General features: G+C 69.3%; 15 protein-coding genes. 11 read left to right on the top strand and 4 right to left on the bottom strand.

From position 1 onward, the window contains the following. Nucleotides 1–2,583, bottom strand: a 2,583-nt coding sequence (locus AC3A6R_RS18310) for a hypothetical protein (protein WP_487865141.1), incomplete at its 3' end; no start/stop codon positions are given. 283 nt (nt 2,584–2,866) lie between these two features. Between AC3A6R_RS18310 and AC3A6R_RS18305 the strand changes: the two genes are divergently transcribed. Continuing rightward, nucleotides 2,867–3,301 carry a DUF1841 family protein gene (locus AC3A6R_RS18305; protein ID WP_487865140.1) on the top strand — a complete coding sequence of 145 codons (435 nt, stop codon included), beginning with the start codon at nt 2,867–2,869 and terminating at the stop codon, nt 3,299–3,301. On the opposite strand, the gene AC3A6R_RS18300 is transcribed toward AC3A6R_RS18305, so the two are convergent. After that, entirely contained in the window at nt 3,298–4,305 is a 1,008-nt protein-coding gene (locus AC3A6R_RS18300; RefSeq protein ID WP_487865139.1) for a LysR substrate-binding domain-containing protein, read from the bottom strand. The genes AC3A6R_RS18305 and AC3A6R_RS18300 overlap by 4 nt on opposite strands. Before the next feature lie 110 nt (nt 4,306–4,415). Here AC3A6R_RS18300 and pcaH point away from each other — a divergent pair, with 110 nt between their 5' ends. Together pcaH and pcaG are read left to right on the top strand one after the other, a co-directional pair. After that, entirely contained in the window at nt 4,416–5,153 is a 738-nt protein-coding gene (gene pcaH / locus AC3A6R_RS18295; RefSeq protein WP_487862750.1) for a protocatechuate 3,4-dioxygenase subunit beta, read from the top strand. Between the two features lie 17 nt (nt 5,154–5,170). After that, nucleotides 5,171–5,797, top strand: coding sequence for a protocatechuate 3,4-dioxygenase subunit alpha (gene pcaG / locus AC3A6R_RS18290; protein ID WP_487865138.1), 627 nt, complete (start codon nt 5,171–5,173; stop codon nt 5,795–5,797). Nucleotides 5,798–5,886: 89 nt separating this feature from the next. Here pcaG and AC3A6R_RS18285 read toward each other — a convergent pair whose 3' ends face one another. Next, nucleotides 5,887–6,582 (bottom strand): c-type cytochrome, encoded by a 696-nt coding sequence (locus AC3A6R_RS18285; RefSeq protein WP_487863113.1) that lies wholly within the window; start codon nt 6,580–6,582, stop codon nt 5,887–5,889. 168 nt (nt 6,583–6,750) lie between these two features. Between AC3A6R_RS18285 and AC3A6R_RS18280 the strand changes: the two genes are divergently transcribed. The 7 genes from AC3A6R_RS18280 (at nt 6,751) to AC3A6R_RS18250 (ending at nt 16,188) form a co-directional block, all read left to right on the top strand. Then, nucleotides 6,751–7,605, top strand: a complete 855-nt coding sequence (locus AC3A6R_RS18280; protein WP_487863114.1) for an AAA family ATPase — start codon at nt 6,751–6,753, stop codon at nt 7,603–7,605. Further along, nucleotides 7,602–7,853 carry a hypothetical protein gene (locus AC3A6R_RS18275; protein ID WP_487863115.1) on the top strand — a complete coding sequence of 84 codons (252 nt, stop codon included), beginning with the start codon at nt 7,602–7,604 and terminating at the stop codon, nt 7,851–7,853. The genes AC3A6R_RS18280 and AC3A6R_RS18275 overlap by 4 nt, the downstream gene beginning before the upstream one ends. A 31-nt stretch (nt 7,854–7,884) precedes the next feature. Continuing rightward, entirely contained in the window at nt 7,885–8,481 is a 597-nt protein-coding gene (locus tag AC3A6R_RS18270; RefSeq protein ID WP_487865137.1) for a GNAT family N-acetyltransferase, read from the top strand. A 15-nt stretch (nt 8,482–8,496) separates the two neighbouring features. After that, nucleotides 8,497–9,684, top strand: coding sequence for a vWA domain-containing protein (locus AC3A6R_RS18265; protein ID WP_487865136.1), 1,188 nt, complete (start codon nt 8,497–8,499; stop codon nt 9,682–9,684). A gap of 74 nt (nt 9,685–9,758) precedes the next feature. Then, nucleotides 9,759–11,675 (top strand): autotransporter assembly complex protein TamA, encoded by a 1,917-nt coding sequence (locus tag AC3A6R_RS18260; RefSeq protein WP_487865135.1) that lies wholly within the window; start codon nt 9,759–9,761, stop codon nt 11,673–11,675. A 3-nt stretch (nt 11,676–11,678) separates the two neighbouring features. Beyond that, nucleotides 11,679–15,803 carry a translocation/assembly module TamB domain-containing protein gene (locus AC3A6R_RS18255; protein ID WP_487865134.1) on the top strand — a complete coding sequence of 1,375 codons (4,125 nt, stop codon included), beginning with the start codon at nt 11,679–11,681 and terminating at the stop codon, nt 15,801–15,803. Nucleotides 15,804–15,969: 166 nt separating this feature from the next. Then, on the top strand, nt 15,970–16,188 hold the full coding sequence (locus tag AC3A6R_RS18250) for a hypothetical protein (protein ID WP_487863120.1): 219 nt from the start codon (nt 15,970–15,972) through the stop codon (nt 16,186–16,188). Here the strand turns inward: AC3A6R_RS18250 and AC3A6R_RS18245 are convergent. Next, entirely contained in the window at nt 16,181–17,056 is an 876-nt protein-coding gene (locus AC3A6R_RS18245) for a LysR family transcriptional regulator (RefSeq protein ID WP_487865133.1), read from the bottom strand. The two genes, AC3A6R_RS18250 and AC3A6R_RS18245, sit on opposite strands and share 8 nt — an antisense overlap. Before the next feature lie 120 nt (nt 17,057–17,176). Here AC3A6R_RS18245 and AC3A6R_RS18240 point away from each other — a divergent pair, with 120 nt between their 5' ends. Further along, nucleotides 17,177–17,416, top strand: a complete 240-nt coding sequence (locus tag AC3A6R_RS18240; RefSeq protein ID WP_487863122.1) for a hypothetical protein — start codon at nt 17,177–17,179, stop codon at nt 17,414–17,416. The last annotated feature ends 25 nt before the right edge of the window (nt 17,417–17,441 follow it).

Raw genomic sequence — 17,441 nt, 5'->3', positions numbered from 1 at the left:
GTCGCCGCCAAGGAGGTCGCCGCCCAGCAGGCCGCCGACGATGCCGTCTTCGCCGAGCACACCACCCAGCAGGTCGCCACCCAGGAGATCGCCGCCCAGCAGGCCGCCGACGATGCCGTCTTCACCGATCACGCCGCCGAGCAGGTCGCCGCCAAGGAGGTCGCCGCCCAGCAGGCCGCCGACGATGCCGTCTTCGCCGAGCACACCACCCAGCAGGTCGCCGCCCAGGAGATCACCACCCAGCAGGCCGCCGACGATGCCGTCTTCGCCGAGCACGCCGCCCAGCAGGTCGCCGCCAAGGAGGTCACCACCGAGCAGGCCGCCGACGATGCCGTCTTCACCGAGCACGCCGCCGAGCAGGTCGCCGCCAAGGAGATCACCACCGAGCAGGCCGCCGACGATGCCGTCTTCACCGAGTACGCCGCCGAGCAGGTCGCCGCCAAGGAGGCCGCCACCCAGCAGGCCGCCGAGCAGACCGTCTTCGCCCAGCACGCCATCCAACAGGTCACCGTTCAGCAGGCCGCCGATCGGGCCATCGTTGCCGAGCAGGCCGTCCGCACCCAGAAGACCGCCGCCGAGGCCGTCGTCGCCAAGCAGGCCACCGAGCAAGCCGTCGTCGCCCAGCACCCCGTCGGTCAGGCCGCCGAGCAGGCCGTCTTCGCCGCCCAGCAGGCCGCCGAGCGGGCTGTCCGCCAGCAGCCCGCCCAGTGCGCCGTTCGCGCCGAGCAGGTTGTCCACCAGGCCGTCCTGGCCCAACAGGCCGCCCGTGAGGCCTTCGCTGCCCAGCACGCCGGCCAGTGCACCGTCGCCACCGAGCAGGCCGCCGACGATGCCGTCTTCGCCGAGCACGCCGCCCAGCAGGTCGCCGCCAAGGAGGTCACCACCGAGCAGGCCACCGACGATGCCGTCTTCGCCCAGCACGCCGCCCAGCAGGTCGCCGCCGAGCAGGCCGCCACCCAACAGGCCACCGACGATGCCGTCTTCGCCGAGCACACCACCCAGCAGGTCGCCACCAAGGAGATCGCCACCCAGCAGGCCGCCGACAAGGCCGTCCTCGCCGAGCACACCGCCCAGCAAGTCGCCGCCAAGGAGATCGCCGCCCAGCAGCCCACCGATCAGGCCGTCGTCGCCCAGCACGCCGCCAACCAGGCCGCCCACCAGACCGTCTTCACCGAGCAGACCGCCAACGAGGCCTTCTTCGCCCAGCAGGCCGCCCAGCAGGCCGTCCGGGCCCACCACGCCTGCCAGCAGGCTGTCTTCGCCAAGCAGGCCGTCGAGCACTTCGCTGACCACGCCGTCTTCGCCGATCAGCGTGTCGATCACGCCGTCGAGGCCCAGCGCGTCGGTCACGCCCGTCAGGATGCCCTCTTCGCCCAGCAGGTGGTCCAGTCCGTTCTGAACCGCGTCGGTGACGTAGTCGACCTGACCGAGCAGTGCGTCGGTGGCGCCTTGGCCCAGCAGACCGTCGAGAACGGGGCTGGCCGCACCGTTGAGGCCGTCAAGCACGACGCCGGCGAAGTGGTCCACCGGCTCGAACTGGTTCGGGTTGTCCGCAACGAAATCGGAGCCGAGCACGGGCGCGACGATGTCGTCGATCAGGTCGGTGGTCTGGTCGACCAGGTCTGCGACCGGCTGGAGCGTGCTGCCCAATCCGCCGCTGCTGCTGCCGCCGGTTCCGAGAAGACCGTCCGCGAGGTCGTCGACCGGGTCGAGCAGGCTGTCGCTGTCGCTGTCTGCATCTGCATCTGCATCCGCATCCGCATCCGCATCCGCATCCGCATCCGCATCGGCATCCGCGTCCGCGTCCGCGTCGGCATCTGCGTCGGCATCCGCATCCGCGTCCGCGTCCGCGTCGGCGTCGGCGTCGGCGTCGGCATCTGCGTCTGCATCCGCGTCGGCATCGGCATCGGCGTCACCGTCCGCATCCGCATCGGCGTCCGCATCCGCGTCGGCATCGGCATCGGTCTCGCCGCCGCCGATCGGTGAAAAGAACGAAATACCGCCGTCACCGCCGCCACCGCCGCCCAGAGCGGCACCCAGGCCCACGGCACCGAGCGCGCCGAGTGCGAATTCGCCCAGTCCCAGGCCGCCGGCTGCCGGAAGCTTCTTGCTGACCGCCAGCGCGGCCGCATCGGCGTCGCTGTCGGGCGGCGTGACCTGCAGGTCGCCCTGGGCCACGTCGACGTTCACTTGTTCAAGGCCGCCCGGCAGCTTGGTCGAGCCGATGGTCGCATCGGTGCCGCTGGTGAAGACGCCGGCCAGCGGCGCCTTGTTGCTGGCCGAGCCGGGGAACAGCACGTTGGCCTGTCCGCCCTCGGGGACCAGCACGCGGTCGCCTGCGATCAGGCTCTGATTGCCCTCCACCGGAATGCGGACACCGTCGCGCATCACGGCGACGCCCTGCGTGGCATTGGACAATGTGCCGATGCTTGCGGGAGCCGCGGCGGCGGCAGGTGCCGACGAAACGGCCGCGGCGGATGTGCCGAGCGGCGCGCCCGTGTTGGCCTGGGCAATGACCACGGGCGCCACGCCACTGGCGGCGAGTCCGTCGGTCGAAGGGGTCGATGCTTGTGGGTCGTTCATGGCAGCCTCTGTGACAAAAGATGCCTTTACAGGGGCAACTACCGTGCCGCCTCGAAGATCCGCAGGGCATTCGCGCCTACAAATTTGCAAGCCTTTGATTTACATGGATATTCTTGAGACGATGGGCGCCGGACCGCTGCCGTGGACGGCCTCTGGCGGCGTCTTTGAGCCACTTGTTACGTAACGACGTAACGTGGCGCTACCGGAACGTCGCCCCCCATTCCCGGCCGCTCGGCGCCGAGAATCCTTCCCCTCCGACCCCTTTTTCTTGTTTCCTACAGATATGTTCAATCCCTCCCAGGAAGACGTGCGGCGCTTCTTCTGCGACGTTTTCGCGAAGCAGCGGCAGGGCCTGCCGATGGAAGCACTCGAGACGCTCGCGGCCGGCTGGATCGAGGCCCATCCCGAGTACCACGACGACCTGGCCGATGCCGATGCCGCGGTGGCGCGCGTGTACGACGGCGCGTCGGGCCGCGAGAACCCGTTCCTGCACCTGTCGATGCACCTGTCGATCAGCGAGCAATGCTCGATCGACCAGCCGCGCGGCATCCGCCAGGCGGTCGAACTGCTGGCCGCGCGCCGGGGCTCGCTGCTCGATGCGCACCACGAGGCGATGGAATGCCTGGGCCAGATGATGTGGGAGAGCCAGCGCGCCGCCCGCCCGCCCGACGGCAACGGCTACGTGGATTGCGTGCAGCGCCGCGCAACGCGCGACTAGACGCGAACGGAGGGCTTCTTCCGGGACCGGGCCAGCGGCGCACCCTGCTCCCGGGCCGCCTCGCGCAGCAGCGCGGCCATGGCGGCGCGGGGCAGCGAGGGCTCGGCATCGCTGCGCAGCAGCAGGCCCACGGGTTCGTCGGTGCCCGTGGTGTCGATGCGCAGGCGCACGAGGCGCTGGTCGGCCAGCTCGCCGCGGGCGGCGCCAAGCGGCGTGATCCAGACCGCGTCGGACACCGCGACGAGCCCGCGCGCCAGGGCCACGTCGAGCGTCTGCAGCGCATCGGGCGGCAGCGCCAGGCCGCGCGCCTGCAGGAAACTTTCGGTATGGTGGCGCGGGACCGTGCCCTCGCCGTACACCACCAGCGGATAGCCGAGCACCGCCTGCACCGACACCGCCCGCGCCGAGGAGCGCGCGAGCAGCGGATGGCCCGCACGCACCGCGAACACCAGCGGCTCGGTGTAGAGCAGCTCGAAGCTGAGTCCGCCGATGAGCCGCGGGTCGCTCATGCGGCCGACCACGAGGTCGAGCTCGCCGGCGCGCAGCTCGTCGAGCAGCACCGGATTTGCGGCGCTCTTCACCAGCATCTGCACCGCGGGCCAGCGCTCGCGAAAGCGCGCGATCGGCCCCGGCAGCAGTGCCGGCGCCACGCTCGGGAGCGCCCCGATGCGCAGCCGCTCGACGCGCTCACCCGAGGCCGGTGCCACCGCCTGCGCGCTGGCGTCGAGCGCCTCGAGCACGCGCAGCGCATGCGCGAGCAACTGCTCGCCGGCGGGCGTGAGGCCCTGCACGCCACGCCGACCCGCCCTGCTGCGCTCGACCAGTCGCGTGCCGACGATGGCTTCGAGCTCCGACAGCGTCTTCGACACCGCGGGCTGGCTCAGCGCGAGCCGCTCGGCCGCGCGCGCCAAGTGACGCTCCTGCGCCACCGCGACCAGGCAGCGCAAATGGCGCAACTGCACGTTGCGCAAAAAATCCTGGCGGAGATCGGCGGAGTCTTTCAATTACCTGTGGTTATTCAAATGAGACCAATCTTCAATTTACATCATCGGACCGGCCTTCTAGAGTTCGATGTTCGGACAAGACCCCCGCCCCACCCAGGAGACGACATCCCATGTTGACCAAAACCCAGGCCATCGAGGCCGCCCCCGCCGCCGTGCTCACGCCGCGCGACTGGCAGGCCCATCCCTCGTACATCTATCCCGGCTACAAGTCGACGATGAAGCGCGGCCCGCAGAAGCCGCTGGTGCCGCTGAAGGCGGCGCTCGGCGAGCTGCAGCAGCCGGTCTACGGGCACGACAGCATCGGCGCGCTCGACCACGACCTGACGCGCAACGCGTGCAAGAACGGCGAGCCGCTCGGCGAACGCATGATCCTCACCGGCCGTGTGCTCGACGAGCGCCGCCGCCCCGTCGCCAACACGCTGGTCGAGCTGTGGCAGGCCAATGCCTCGGGCCGCTACGTGCACAAGGTCGACCAGCACGATGCGCCGCTCGACCCCAACTTCCTCGGTGCGGGCCGCTGCCTCACCGACAGCGAAGGCCGCTACCGTTTCCTGACCATCAAGCCCGGCGCCTACCCCTGGGGCAACCATCCGAACGCCTGGCGCCCGCAGCACATCCACCTGTCGCTGTTCGGCCAGAGCTTTGCGAGCCGGCTGGTCACGCAGATGTACTTTCCCGGCGACCCGCTGCTGCAGTACGACCCGATGATCACCGGCACGCCCGAGCGCTACCGCAACCGGCTGATCGCCGACTTCAGCCTCGACATCACCGAGGAAGGCTACGCGCTCGGCTACCAGTTCGACATCGTGCTGCGCGGCGCCGACGAGACCCCCTTCGAGAACCGCTGAGCCAGGAGACGCACGACATGGACAAAAGCAACAACCAGCTCATGACCGCCCAGCAGGCCGACTTCGGCCAGACCCCGTCGCAGACGGTGGGCCCCTACTTCGCCTACGGCCTCACGGCCACGCAGTACGGCTACGACTTCGACCAGCCCTTCGATGCCGCCGTGGCGCTCGACGACGCCGCGGGCGAGCGCATCCGCCTCGAGGGCCGCGTGATCGACGGCGACGGCAACCCGATCAACGACGCGATGGTCGAGATCAGCCAGGCCGACGGCCAGGGCCGCTATCCGCAGACGCCGGCCGAGGCGCGCGAGATCGGCTTTCGCGCCTTCGGCCGCGTCGGCACCGGCACCGACGCGCAGAAACGCTTCGTGTTCCACACCGTGAAGCCGGGCGCCGAGTCGCCCGGCGAGGCACCGCACATCAACGTGATCGTGCTCATGCGCGGCCTGCTGCTGCACACGTTCACGCGCATCTACTTCAGCGACGAGGCCGAGGCCAATGCGCGCGACGCGGTGCTCGCGAGCGTGCCGGCGGAGCGGCGGCACACGCTGATTGCCGAGCGCTTCGAGCAAGGCGGCGCGGTCGGCTACCGCTTCGACATCCGCATGCAGGGCGCCGACGAGACGGTGTTCTTCGACGTCTGAGCCACGGCCACGGTGCCACGAAAAAAGCCCGCGAAAGCGGGCTTTTTACTTGGTTGCGTGGGCGGCAATGCGGGCTGCCGCCCCGGGGCTCACTGGCCGCCGCTGTGGTGCAGGCGCGAGTCCGGCACCGTCTTGAGTTCGCCGGGCAGCGAGGCGATGTAGTTCGAGAGCGTCTTGAGTTCGGCGTTGGTGAACTTCTTGGGCTCGACCTGCTGCGCCATCACCGCGTTCGAGCGGCCCAGGTGCAGGTTGTTCTTGACGCGGTACGACTTGAGCGCGACGAACAGGTAGTCGGCATGCTGGCCGGCCAGCTTGGGCACCGTGCCGTCGTTCGGCGTGTTGAAGTTGGCACCGTGGCACTTGGTGCAGCTGTTGTCCTTGTCACGCGAAACCAGCGCCTGGATGTTCTCGGGCATCGGCTTGGCCGGCGTGGCCGGGGGCGCATCGCCCTCCTTCAGGCCGAGCTGGCTGTAGTAGGCCGAGATGTCGGCGATGTCCTGCTCGGTCAGCGAGTCGGCGATCGCGCGCATGGTGGGGTGCTTGCGGTCGCCGCCCTTGTAGGCGGTGAGCGCGGCGCTGATGTAGCTGGCGCTCTGGCCAGCGATCATCGGCACCTTGTGGATCTCGGGAAAACTCGCCTGGTAGCCGATGATGCCGTGGCAACCCACGCACATGGCGACCTTCTTGGCGCCATCCTGGGCCTTGCCAGTGACTTGCTGGGCTTGCGCCGAGACCGTCACGCAAGCGACAGCGAAGGCAAACATCGTGGTCAACAACTTGTTCATTTTGCGCGCACAATCTCGTGGAAATACAGTTTTTCGAATCAACATTCGATTATATGCAAGGGTCTTCGAAGACCCCATGCAGGCCGCTCAAGAGCTTGCGTCAAGCGGATCGAGTGTGTTCTTTTCTCCACCCCGCCTTTCCTCCAACCTGCTCGCTCGCCTCCACTCATGAAATTCAAGGGCTCTGACAACTACGTCGCCACCCAGGACCTGATGCTGGCGGTCAACGCCGCCATCACGCTCAAGCGCCCGCTGCTCGTCAAGGGCGAGCCCGGCACCGGCAAGACCATGCTGGCCGAAGAGGTGGCCGAATCGCTCGGCCTGCCGCTCTTGCAGTGGCACATCAAGTCGACCACCAAGGCCCAGCAGGGCCTGTACGAATACGACGCCGTGAGCCGGCTGCGCGATTCGCAGCTGGCCGACGTCGACGGCGGCGAGCGCGTCAAGAACATCCACAACTACATCGTGAAGGGCGTGCTCTGGCAGGCCTTCACGGCCGACGAGCCGGTGGCACTTCTGATCGACGAGATCGACAAGGCCGACATCGAGTTTCCGAACGACCTGCTGCGCGAGATCGACCGCATGGAGTTCTACTGCTACGAGACGCGCGAGCTGATCCGCGCCAAGCACCGGCCGGTGGTGTTCATCACCTCGAACAACGAGAAGGAGCTGCCCGACGCCTTCCTGCGCCGCTGCTTCTTCCACTACATCAAGTTCCCCGACGCCGAGACCATGAAGCAGATCGTGGCGGTGCACTTCCCGGGCCTCAAGCAGGAGCTGCTCACGGCCGCGATGAAGACCTTCTACGACGTGCGCAACCTGCCCGGCCTGAAGAAGAAGCCCTCGACCTCCGAACTGCTCGACTGGCTCAAGTTGCTGATGGCCGAAGACATCCCGCTCGACGCGCTGCAGAGCAAGGACGACAAGGTCGCGGTGCCGCCGCTGGTGGGCGCGCTGCTCAAGAACGAGCAGGACGTCACGCTGTTCGAGAAGCTCGTCTTCATGCAGCGCAACAACCGATGACCCGGCCCACCGCGCCGCATCCCGTCGGGCAGTTGCTCAAGCTCGGCCTGGCGCAGGCCGTGCTGTTCGTGCTCGGTGCGCTGCTCGGGCGCTGGGTCGGGCTGCAGTTCGGGCTCGATGCGTTCGGCGCCGGCGGCTGGGGCAACAGCGAGATCTTCGGCATCCTGCTGATCGGCCTGGGCGGCGGCGCCGGCGTGCAGCTCGCACGGGCCTGGTACGACCGCAAGTACGGCAAGCCCCCGCGCTGAGCCCCTCCCCTTTCTCGAAAGTAGCTCGAACATGGCGTTCGTCGAACCTGTCACGCTGAAGGCCCGCGACCTCGCGCTGGTGCCGCTCTCGCTCGACCACGAAGAAGGCCTGCGCACGGCCGCGGCCGACGGCGAGCTCTGGAAGCTGCGCGTCACCTCGGTGCCCGAGCCCGATGAAACGCGTGCCTACATCGAGGCCGCGCTGCAGGGCCGCGAGGCCGGCCACCGCTTCGCTTTCGCCGTGACCGAGGCCGCAACCGGCGCCGTGCTCGGCAGCACCAGCTTTCACGATATCCTGCCCGCGGTAAAGCGCGTGGAGATCGGCTACACCTGGTATGCCAGGCGCTGCCAGCGCACGCACGTCAACACCACCTGCAAGCTGCTGATGCTGAGCCACGCCTTCGATGCCCTCGGCTGCAACGTGGTGGGCTGGCGTACCGACAATTTCAACTTCGCCTCGCAGGCCGCCATCGAGCGGCTCGGCGCAAAGAAGGACGGCGTGATCCGCGGCCATGCGATGCGCCGCGACGGCACCGTCCGCGACACCGTGATGTACAGCCTGCGCGCAGGCGAGTGGCCCGAGGTCAAGGCCCAGTTGCTCTACCTGCTCGACAAGCCGCGAAGCTGAAGGAGGCCCGCCGCCATGCTGATCGATTTCTTCTACACGCTGCGCTCGGCCAAGCTGCCGGTCTCGGTCAAGGAATACCTCACGCTGCTCGAAGCGCTGCAGGCCGACGTGGTCGGGCCCAATTCCGACGGCGCCTTCGGCATGGACGACTTCTACTATCTCTCGCGCACCGCGCTCGTGAAGGACGAGAAGCACTACGACAAGTTCGACCGCGCCTTCGCCGCCTACTTCAAGGGCGTCGAAATGCTGGCCGACTTCACCAAGGAAGTGCCGCTCGACTGGCTGCGCAAGACGCTGGAGCGCGAATTCACGGCCGAGGAAAAGGCCAAGATCGAGAAGATGGGCTGGGACGAGCTCATGGAAACGCTCAAGAAGCGCTTCGAGGAACAGAAAGAGCGCCACGAGGGCGGCAACAAGTGGATCGGCACCGGCGGCACCTCGCCGTTCGGCCATGGCGGCTACAACCCGCAGGGCATCCGCATCGGCGGTGCCGGCAAGAACAAGAGCGCGGTCAAGGTCTGGGACCAGCGCGCCTACAAGGACTACGACGACAGCCAGGAGCTCGGCACACGCAACATCAAGGTGGCGCTGCGCCGGCTGCGCAAGTTCGCGCGCGAAGGCCACGAGGACGAGCTCGACCTTGACGAGACCATCCACAAGACGGCCGCCAACGCCGGCCTGCTCGACATCAAGATGCGCCCGGAGCGCCACAACAACGTCAAGGTGCTGCTGCTGATGGACGTGGGCGGCACGATGGACGAGCACATCCAGCGCGTGGAAGAGCTGTTCTCGGCCGTGAAGACCGAGTTCAAGCACCTGGAGTTCTATTACTTCCACAACTGCGTCTACGACTTCATGTGGAAGAACAACAAGCGCCGCTTCTCCGAGAAGTTCGCGACCTGGGACATCCTGCGCAAGTACAACAAGGACTACAAGCTCATCTTCGTCGGCGACGCGACCATGAGCCCCTACGAGATCCTGCAGCCCGGCGGCAGTGTCGAATACAACAACGAAGAGGCCGGCGCCGAGTGGATCCAGCGGCTCACCCACGCCTTTCCGAAGTTCGCCTGGATCAACCCCGAACCGCAAGGTGTGTGGCAGTACCGCCAGAGCATCGCGGTGATGCAGCAGCTGATGTCCAACCGCATGTACCCGCTGACGCTGCGCGGCCTCGAGGAAGCGATGCGAATGCTTTCGAAGTAATACCGCACACTCAGGACACATGTGTGTACGTGCGTCCTACGGGAATTGCGTGCAGTTGCTGTCAAAATGGCCCGATGTTCAGGGTGGTTCCAGCTTTTTCGCCGGCGTGGCTGCCGGCTTTGCTTTTTGTGGGCGCCCTGCTTCTGCAGGGATGCAGCTTGCTGCCGAAGAAGGACGCTGCGAACGACAAGGGCGCATCCCCGCCGGTGCTGGTCCAGAACGGAGACACCGCAACCGGCAAGAAGAGCGACGACAAGGACGCCTTCACCGTCGAGGTTCGCGGCCCCGAGGCGGTGCGTGAGTACCTCACGCTGCACCTCGAGCTCCAGCGCTACCGCACGCTCGACGACCTCGGCGCGACCGAGATCTCGCGGCTCATGGTGGCGGCCGAAGCCAACGCACGCGAGCTGCTCGCCACACTCGGCTACTTCACGCCCACGCTGACGCTCGAACTCAACGAGACGCCCGCCAGCACGCGCGCCCCGCGCGAGATCATCATCACCGTGGTGCCGGGCGAGCCCACGCAGGTCAGCACGGTGCAGATCGACTACGAAGGCGCGATCGCCACCGACCCCACGGCCGAGGCGCAGCGCGACGCGATTCGCACCGCCTGGACCCTGCGCGCAGGCCAGCCTTTCACGCAGCAGGGCTGGGACGATGCCAAGGCCATAGCCCTGCGCCGCCTCACGGCCAGGCGCTTCCCCACCGGCAGCATCGGCATGAGCCGCGCCGAAGTCGACGCCGACCGCCAGGAGGCCCGGCTCAGCGTCACCTACCAGTCCGGGCCGGCCTACCGCTTCGGGCCGCTGGTGCTGCGCGGCGTCGAACGCTACGACGCCGACGGCGTGCGCCGCATCGCGCAGCTTCCCACCGGCACCGACTACGACCAGCAGAAGCTGCTCGACGCGCAGCAGCGCCTGGCGAGCAGCGGCTACTACGACTCGGTGTTCCTCACGCTCGACACCGAGAGCGGCACGCCACTGGCCGCACCCGTGATCGCGCAGCTGCGCGAGGCGCCGCTGCAGAAGGTGGTGCTCGGCGCCGGCTTCACGACCGACAGCGGACCCCGCCTGTCGGTCGACCACATCCACAACAAGCTGCCGCTGCTCGGCTGGCGCGCGGTGTCGCGCCTGTCGGTCGACCGCGAAACCAAGTCGCTGGGCACCAACTGGCAGGCGATCCCCGACGAACGCGGCTGGCGCTGGCTGGCCGGCGCCGAACTCAAGAGCGAAACCTCGGGCAGCTACGTGGTCGACAGCGGCCGGCTGCGCAGCGGGCGCAGCAAGTCGAGCGGCCACATCGACCGCACCTATTTCCTGCAGTACGACTACGCGCAGAACCGCGGCATCGACGCGCCGCCCTCGGCCTCGGCCCTCACCGCCAACTGGGGCTGGACGGGCCGCTACTTCGACGACAACGCCGCGCCGACGCGCGGCTTCGGCCTGGCGCTCGAACTCGGCGCCGGCTACACCCTCACCGGCGAGCGCCTGCCCTTCACACGCACCTATGCACGCTGGCTCGGCGTGCTGCCGCTGGGCTTTGCCAACGGCCGCGACGCCGCCACGCTGGCACGCCGCAGCCGGCTGCAACTGCGCGCCGAGGCTGGCGCGGTGGCCGCCAAGGAGAGCGCGCAGATCCCGTCCACGCTGATGTTCCTGACCGGCGGCGACACCACGGTGCGCGGCTACAGCTACCGCCAGATCGGCACCGAGCGCGCCGACGGCCAGATCGTCGCGGGCCGCTACCTCGGCGTGATGAGCCTCGAATGGCAGCGCCCGTTCGTCTACAAGGGCAAGCTCACCGAGTGGGAGAGCACGGTCTTCGTCGATGCGGGCGCAGTGGCCGACAAGCCGGGCGAGCTCAAGCCCAAGGTCGGCGTGGGCGTGGGCGCGCGCTGGCGCAGCCCCGTGGGGCCGGTGCAGGCCGACATCGCCTACGGCGTGGACACCAAGAAGTTCCGCCTTCACCTCCGCCTCGGCTTCACCTTCTGATCGATGCAGACAGACCCGTCCAATCCCACGCCCACGCCCGCCGCACCGCGACCGCCGCGCACGCGCGCGCGCCGCGTCCTGCGCGCGCTGGCATGGACCGTGGCGGGCCTGCTCGCGCTGGTGCTCGTGCTCGGCGCGGCTGCATGGTGGTGGGTCGGGTCGAACCAGTCGCTGGCCTTCGCACTGGCCCAGGCCGCGCGCTACATGCCCGCAGGCCAGACACTCGAAAGCCGCGAGGTCAGCGGCTCGCTGCGCACGGGCGGGCGCATCGGCTGGCTGCGCTGGCAGAGCGAGAGCCTCGCGGTCGAGGTGCACGAGGCCGACATCGGCTGGCAGCTCGCGCCGCTGTTCCAGCGCAAGCTGCAGCTCGGCGAAGTGCATGCGAAGGAACTGCTGATCGAGCGCCGCGGCCCACCGAGCGACACGCCCACCGAACCGCTCGAGCAGATCACGCTGCCGATCGAAGTCGACCTGCCGTTCCGCATCGACGCGCTGCGCTGGGCCGGCCCGCCCGCGCTCGAGGCGCTGCAGCTCGCAGGCCACTACCGCTACACGGGCGCGCAGCATGAACTGGAGATCGACGGCGTCGACATTGCCGACGGCCACTACAGTGCCCGCGTGAAGCTGCAGGGCGCCGCGCCGATGGCGATCGAGGCTGCGCTCGAAGGCCGCGTGAAAGCGCCACTCGCCGAGGACCGCAGCATCGAGGTGCTGGCCAAGGCCCGCATCGAGGGCACGCTGGCGGGCACCGATGCGCGCCTGCAGGTGGCCGCCGAGCTGAAGCCGGCCGAGCCCGACGCCGAGGCGCCGATGGAAGCCAAGCTGCAGGCCCGGATCGCGCCCTGGCTGCCGCAGCCGGTGATCGATGCCAACGCGGACTTGCGCAACGTCGATGCGGCCAGCCTCTGGCCCGGCGCGCCGCGCACGCGCCTGTCGGGCACCGTCGCGCTCGAGCCTGATGCGGCCACGGGCCCGGACGCCTGGCAGGCCACGGCCGACCTGCAGAACGCGCTGCCCGGGCCCTGGGACAAGGGCGCGCTGCCGCTCGAAAAGCTCGAGGCCCGCGTCGGCTTCGACGGCACCAACTGGAACATTCCTGCGGCCACGCTGCGCGCGGGCGGCGGCCGCATCGAGGCCGAGGGCCGCTGGAGCCCCGCGCCCGCGCCCTGGGAGGCGCGCGCCACCGTGCGCGGCGTGCGCCCGGGCCTGCTGCACAGTGAACTCTCCGGCGCGCCGGTCAACGGCACCGCGACGGCGCGGCAGCGCGACGATGCGATCGGTTTCGAGCTGGCGCTGCGCGCCGAGGGCGGTGCCGGCAGCGCGGCATTGCCCGGCTTCGGCCTGGAGCGCATCGCCGCCACGGGCCAATGGAAAGAACAGGTGCTCGACCTGCGCAGCCTGCGCGTCGAAGCCGAGCGTGCGAGTGTCGAGGGCCGCATGCAGGTGCGCGTGGCCGAGCAGGCCGCGAGCGGCAAGCTCGCGCTCGCATTGCCGGGCGGCAGCGCCCAGTTCGAAGGCCGTATCGCGCAGTCGGTGGGCAGCGGCGATGTGCAGGCACGCATCGACGATGCCGAAGCCGTGCAGCGCTGGATCGAAGGCCTGCCCGAGCTTTCGGGGCTGTTCGCAGGCAGCAGCGCGAAGGGCTCGGCGCGTCTCGATGCGAGCTGGCAGGGCGGTTGGCAGACGATCCAGCGCCGTATCGAAAATCCCGGCGCACCGCCCCAGCGCGGCGCGGCCGAGCCCAGCCTCAAGGCGTCGCTCGCCGTGCCACGGCTCGAGGTACGCATGCCCGCCGCGCAGGCGGCCAATGGCGGCAGTGGCACGACCGGTACGAATGGCGCCACCACCGTCCGGTTGAACGACGTGCAGGCAGACCTCGCCGGCACCCTGGCCGACGCCACGCTCGCGCTCAAGGGCGAAGCCACGTCCGGCACGCAGAAGCTCACACTCGATGCCCGCGCCAATGGCGGCCGCACGGGTGCCGACCAATGGCGCGCGGTGCTCGCAAGCCTGCGGCTGCAGGCGCGGGACAGCGCGCGCCCCGGCCCCGGCGGGCCATCGGCCGCACCCTGGACGCTGGAGCTCGGCCGCGAAGTCACCGCCTCGGTCAAGACCGGTGGCAGCGGCGCCACGCGCCGCCTCGAACTCGAAGCCTCGGCCGCCAACGCCACGCTGCGCGGGCCGGTGCCCGGCACGGTGCGCATCGAATGGGAGCCGCTGCGCTTCACGCGCAGCGGCGCGGCGCCCAACCAGGCCTTCCGCGTTCAGTCCAAAGGCAGGCTGCAAGGCCTGCCGATGGCGTGGGCCGAGGCCTTCGGTGCCAGCGCCACCTTCGACGAGATCGGCGTGACCGGCGACCTGCTGTTCGACGGCGAGTGGGACATCGATGCGGGCGACACGCTGCGCGCCCGCGCGCGGCTCGCGCGCCAGAGCGGCGACATCCGCGTGCAGGCCGGCGAAGCGGCGCTGGTCACGCGCATCCACAGTTACGGCACCGGCACCGCGAGCGAGCGCACGATGAATTCCGCGAGCGCCGACGGCACCACCGCGCCGAGCACGCCCGCGGGGCTCAGGCAGGCCGAGCTGCGGCTCGATGCCGACGGCGAGGCGGTGCGCGCCACGCTGGCCTGGGACAGCGAGCGCGCCGGCAAGATCGACGCCGAGCTGGCCACGCGCATGCAGCAGCGGGCCGACGGCTGGGTGTGGGCCCCCGATGCGCCGCTCGCGGGCAAGGTCAAGGCCACGCTGCCGAACCTCGGCGTCTGGTCGATGCTGGCACCGCCCGGCTGGCGCATCGCGGGCACGCTCGACGCCGACGCGGTGCTCGCAGGCAACCGCGCCGCACCGCGCTGGAACGGCACGCTGGGGGCCGACCGGCTCGCGCTGCGCGCGCCGGTCGAAGGGCTCGACCTGCGCGATGGCCGGCTGCGCGCCACGCTCACGGGCGATCGCCTCGAGATCAACGAGTTCACGCTTCAGGGCGGTGCGGGCACCTCGGCGCGCATCGCGGGCCAGAGCGGCAACCGCAGCACCACCGCCAGCGAGGCGGCCGCGGGCGGTGGCTCGCTCACTGCGCGCGGCGATATCTTTTGGGGTGCCGCCGGCGCCTCGGCCAGCGGCATCCGCATGGCGCTGAATGCCGAGCTGCGCGCGCTGCGCGTGCTGGTGCGCACCGACCGCCAGGTCACGCTGTCGGGCAACCTTCAGGCGCGGCTCGAGGGCGGGCAGTTCAGCGTGCGCGGCAGGCTGCGCACCGACCGCGCCGTGATCATCCTGCCCGACGAGACGGCACCGAGCCTCGGCACCGACGTGGTCGTGCGCTCCGCCGCCAAGGACCGCGAGGCGGCCGAGAAGGCCCGGCGCGAGGTGGCGCGCAGCGAGGCGCAGGCCGCAAAGCCGCAGACCGCGAAGCCGCCCGACATCGTCGTGACCTTCGACCTCGGCGACGACTTCGCGGTGCAGGGCCGCGGCATCACGACGCGGCTCGAAGGCGAACTCGAGATCCGCAGCAACCGGCTCGATGCGCCGCCGCGCATCGTCGGCGAAGTGCGCACCGTCAAGGGCCAGTACCGCGCCTACGGCCAGCAGCTCGACGTGGAGACGGGCCTTGCGCGCTTCAACGGGCCGTTCGACAACCCGTCGCTCGACATCCTCGCGATCCGGCCCAACATTGCGCAGCGCGCGGGCGTGCAGATCACCGGCACTGCGCAATCGCCGCGCGTCAAGCTCTATTCCGAGCCCGTGCTGTCCGACGCCGAAACGCTGTCGTGGGTGGTGCTCGGCCGCGCCTCGGCCACCAGCGGCGGCGAATCGGTGCTGCTGCAGCAGGCCGCGCTGGCGCTGCTCGGCCGCGTCAGCAAGGGCGCGAGCGGCGGCAGCCTCGCCAGCCGCTTCGGCCTCGACGAGCTCGGCTTCAAGGGCCCGGGCAACGGCGGCGACCTGCGCGAATCGGCCGTCACCTTCGGCAAGCGGCTCTCGAAGGATTTCTATCTCACCTACGAACGCAGCCTCGGTGGCACCTTCGGCACCATCTTCATCTTCTATGACCTGACCAAGCGCCTTACGCTGCGCGGCCAGGCCGGGCAGACCAGCGGCGTCGACCTGATCTACACCGTCAAATACGACTGACGCCCCCTCCGGGTCTGCCGCATTGACCGGCCTCGTTTGTCGAGCTAACAATGGTTAGCGCCCCGACAAAAGAGGAACGACGATGCACGATGATGGAGACAAGGGCGAGTGTTCAATGCTGGATCGTCAGAAGTACGACCCTCCTGGGTACTCGCGGACCACGTTCTTGCATCACGCACTGCTGTGCGTGATGGCCGTCATTGCCGCTGGCGCCGCAGTGGCGTCGATCCCCTACTGGGGCGGCGGCGACTTTCCGTTGATGAGCCTGATCATCTACGTGGCCGGCATGGTGTTCGTCGCCATGCCGCTGTGCCTGTACTACGAAGCGCGGCTGCAGTCGCACCAGGAACGCGTGGCGCACGCACGGCACATGATCGTCAACTGAGCGTTTCGCCGGCAGCCGGCCCGGTGGTGCCGACCACCACCTGCCGCAGCCCCTCGAGCGCCGGCTCGACGATCGCGCGATCGGCGCCCACGGCATACACGGCATAGGCCGGATACAGGAACTCGGGCGTGCCGGGCACGCGCCGCAGCCGGCCCGATTCGAGATGGCTGCGCACCACGTCGTGGCGGAAATAGCCCGTGCCGCCCGCGGCCAGCAGGTATTCGCGGCCCAGCGGGCCCAGCGCCGAACTCACCGCCGCATGCGACAGCTCGGGGAACGCGAGGCCGTGCTGCGCCGCGAACTCGGGGCCCCAGTCGACGTACACGTAGTCGGCCGGCTGCGGCACCTTCGGGCGCTTCGCGGTCGTCACCATCACGAGCTTTTCCTCGATCAGCAGTTCGACGCGCAGGCCCGGGCGCTGCTGCGGCGCATAGGCGATCGCGATGTCGAGCACGCCCGCGGCCACCTTGTCGAGCAGGTCGTGCGGAAAACCGACTTCGGTGCGCAGCGCGAGCTGCGGCGCCGCGGTGCGCATCCACAAGAGCCATTGCAGCAGCAGCGGGTCCCAGAGGCTGATCTCGCAGCCGATCGCGAGCACCGCGCGGCTGCCGGGCGGCACCGCCACCTGGTGGCGCGCGCGCTCCCACACCTGCACCAGCGTGGTGGCATGCGGCAAGAACTGCTCGCCGGCCGTCGTGAGCACCGCGCCGGCCTTGTTGCGCACGAAGAGCGGCCGGCCCAGCAGTTCCTCGAGCGAGCGCACGCGGGCGCTCACCGAGGTCTGCGTGACGTGCAGCCGCTCGGACGCGCGCTGGAAGCTGCGGGTCTCGACGATCGCGAGGAAGGTGCGGGCCAGGTTGATGTCCATCTGCGGACTCCAGCTATTTCAATGCATTATTTTTGCATTGAACTCCCAATTAATATCGTTTTACTTGCGATCAACATGGGCAGAAGATGAAGGCATCCCAAGCAACCAAGGAGCCACCCCATGACCACACTTCACCAGCCTCCTTTCCATGCCAGCGCCACCGAGACCTTTGCCGATGCGCTCAAGGCCATCGTCGACGAAGTCCTGATGCTGGCCGAGGCCTTGCTGAGCCCCAACCGGATCATCGGCGAGGTCGAGCAGATGCGCGCGCTGCAGGTGGCAGCCGACAACATCGAGGCCGAAGACCCGGCGCGCGCCCAGGCGCTGCGCACGCAGGCCTCGCGCATCGGCCTGCGCTGAAGCGCGGCGCGCGCCGCCCGCGCCC

The organism is Variovorax sp. Soil_C_19 (genome assembly GCF_057657255.1).
The sequence above is the reverse complement of the archived record's forward strand: the minus strand, read 5'-3'. Positions and strand labels throughout refer to the sequence as shown.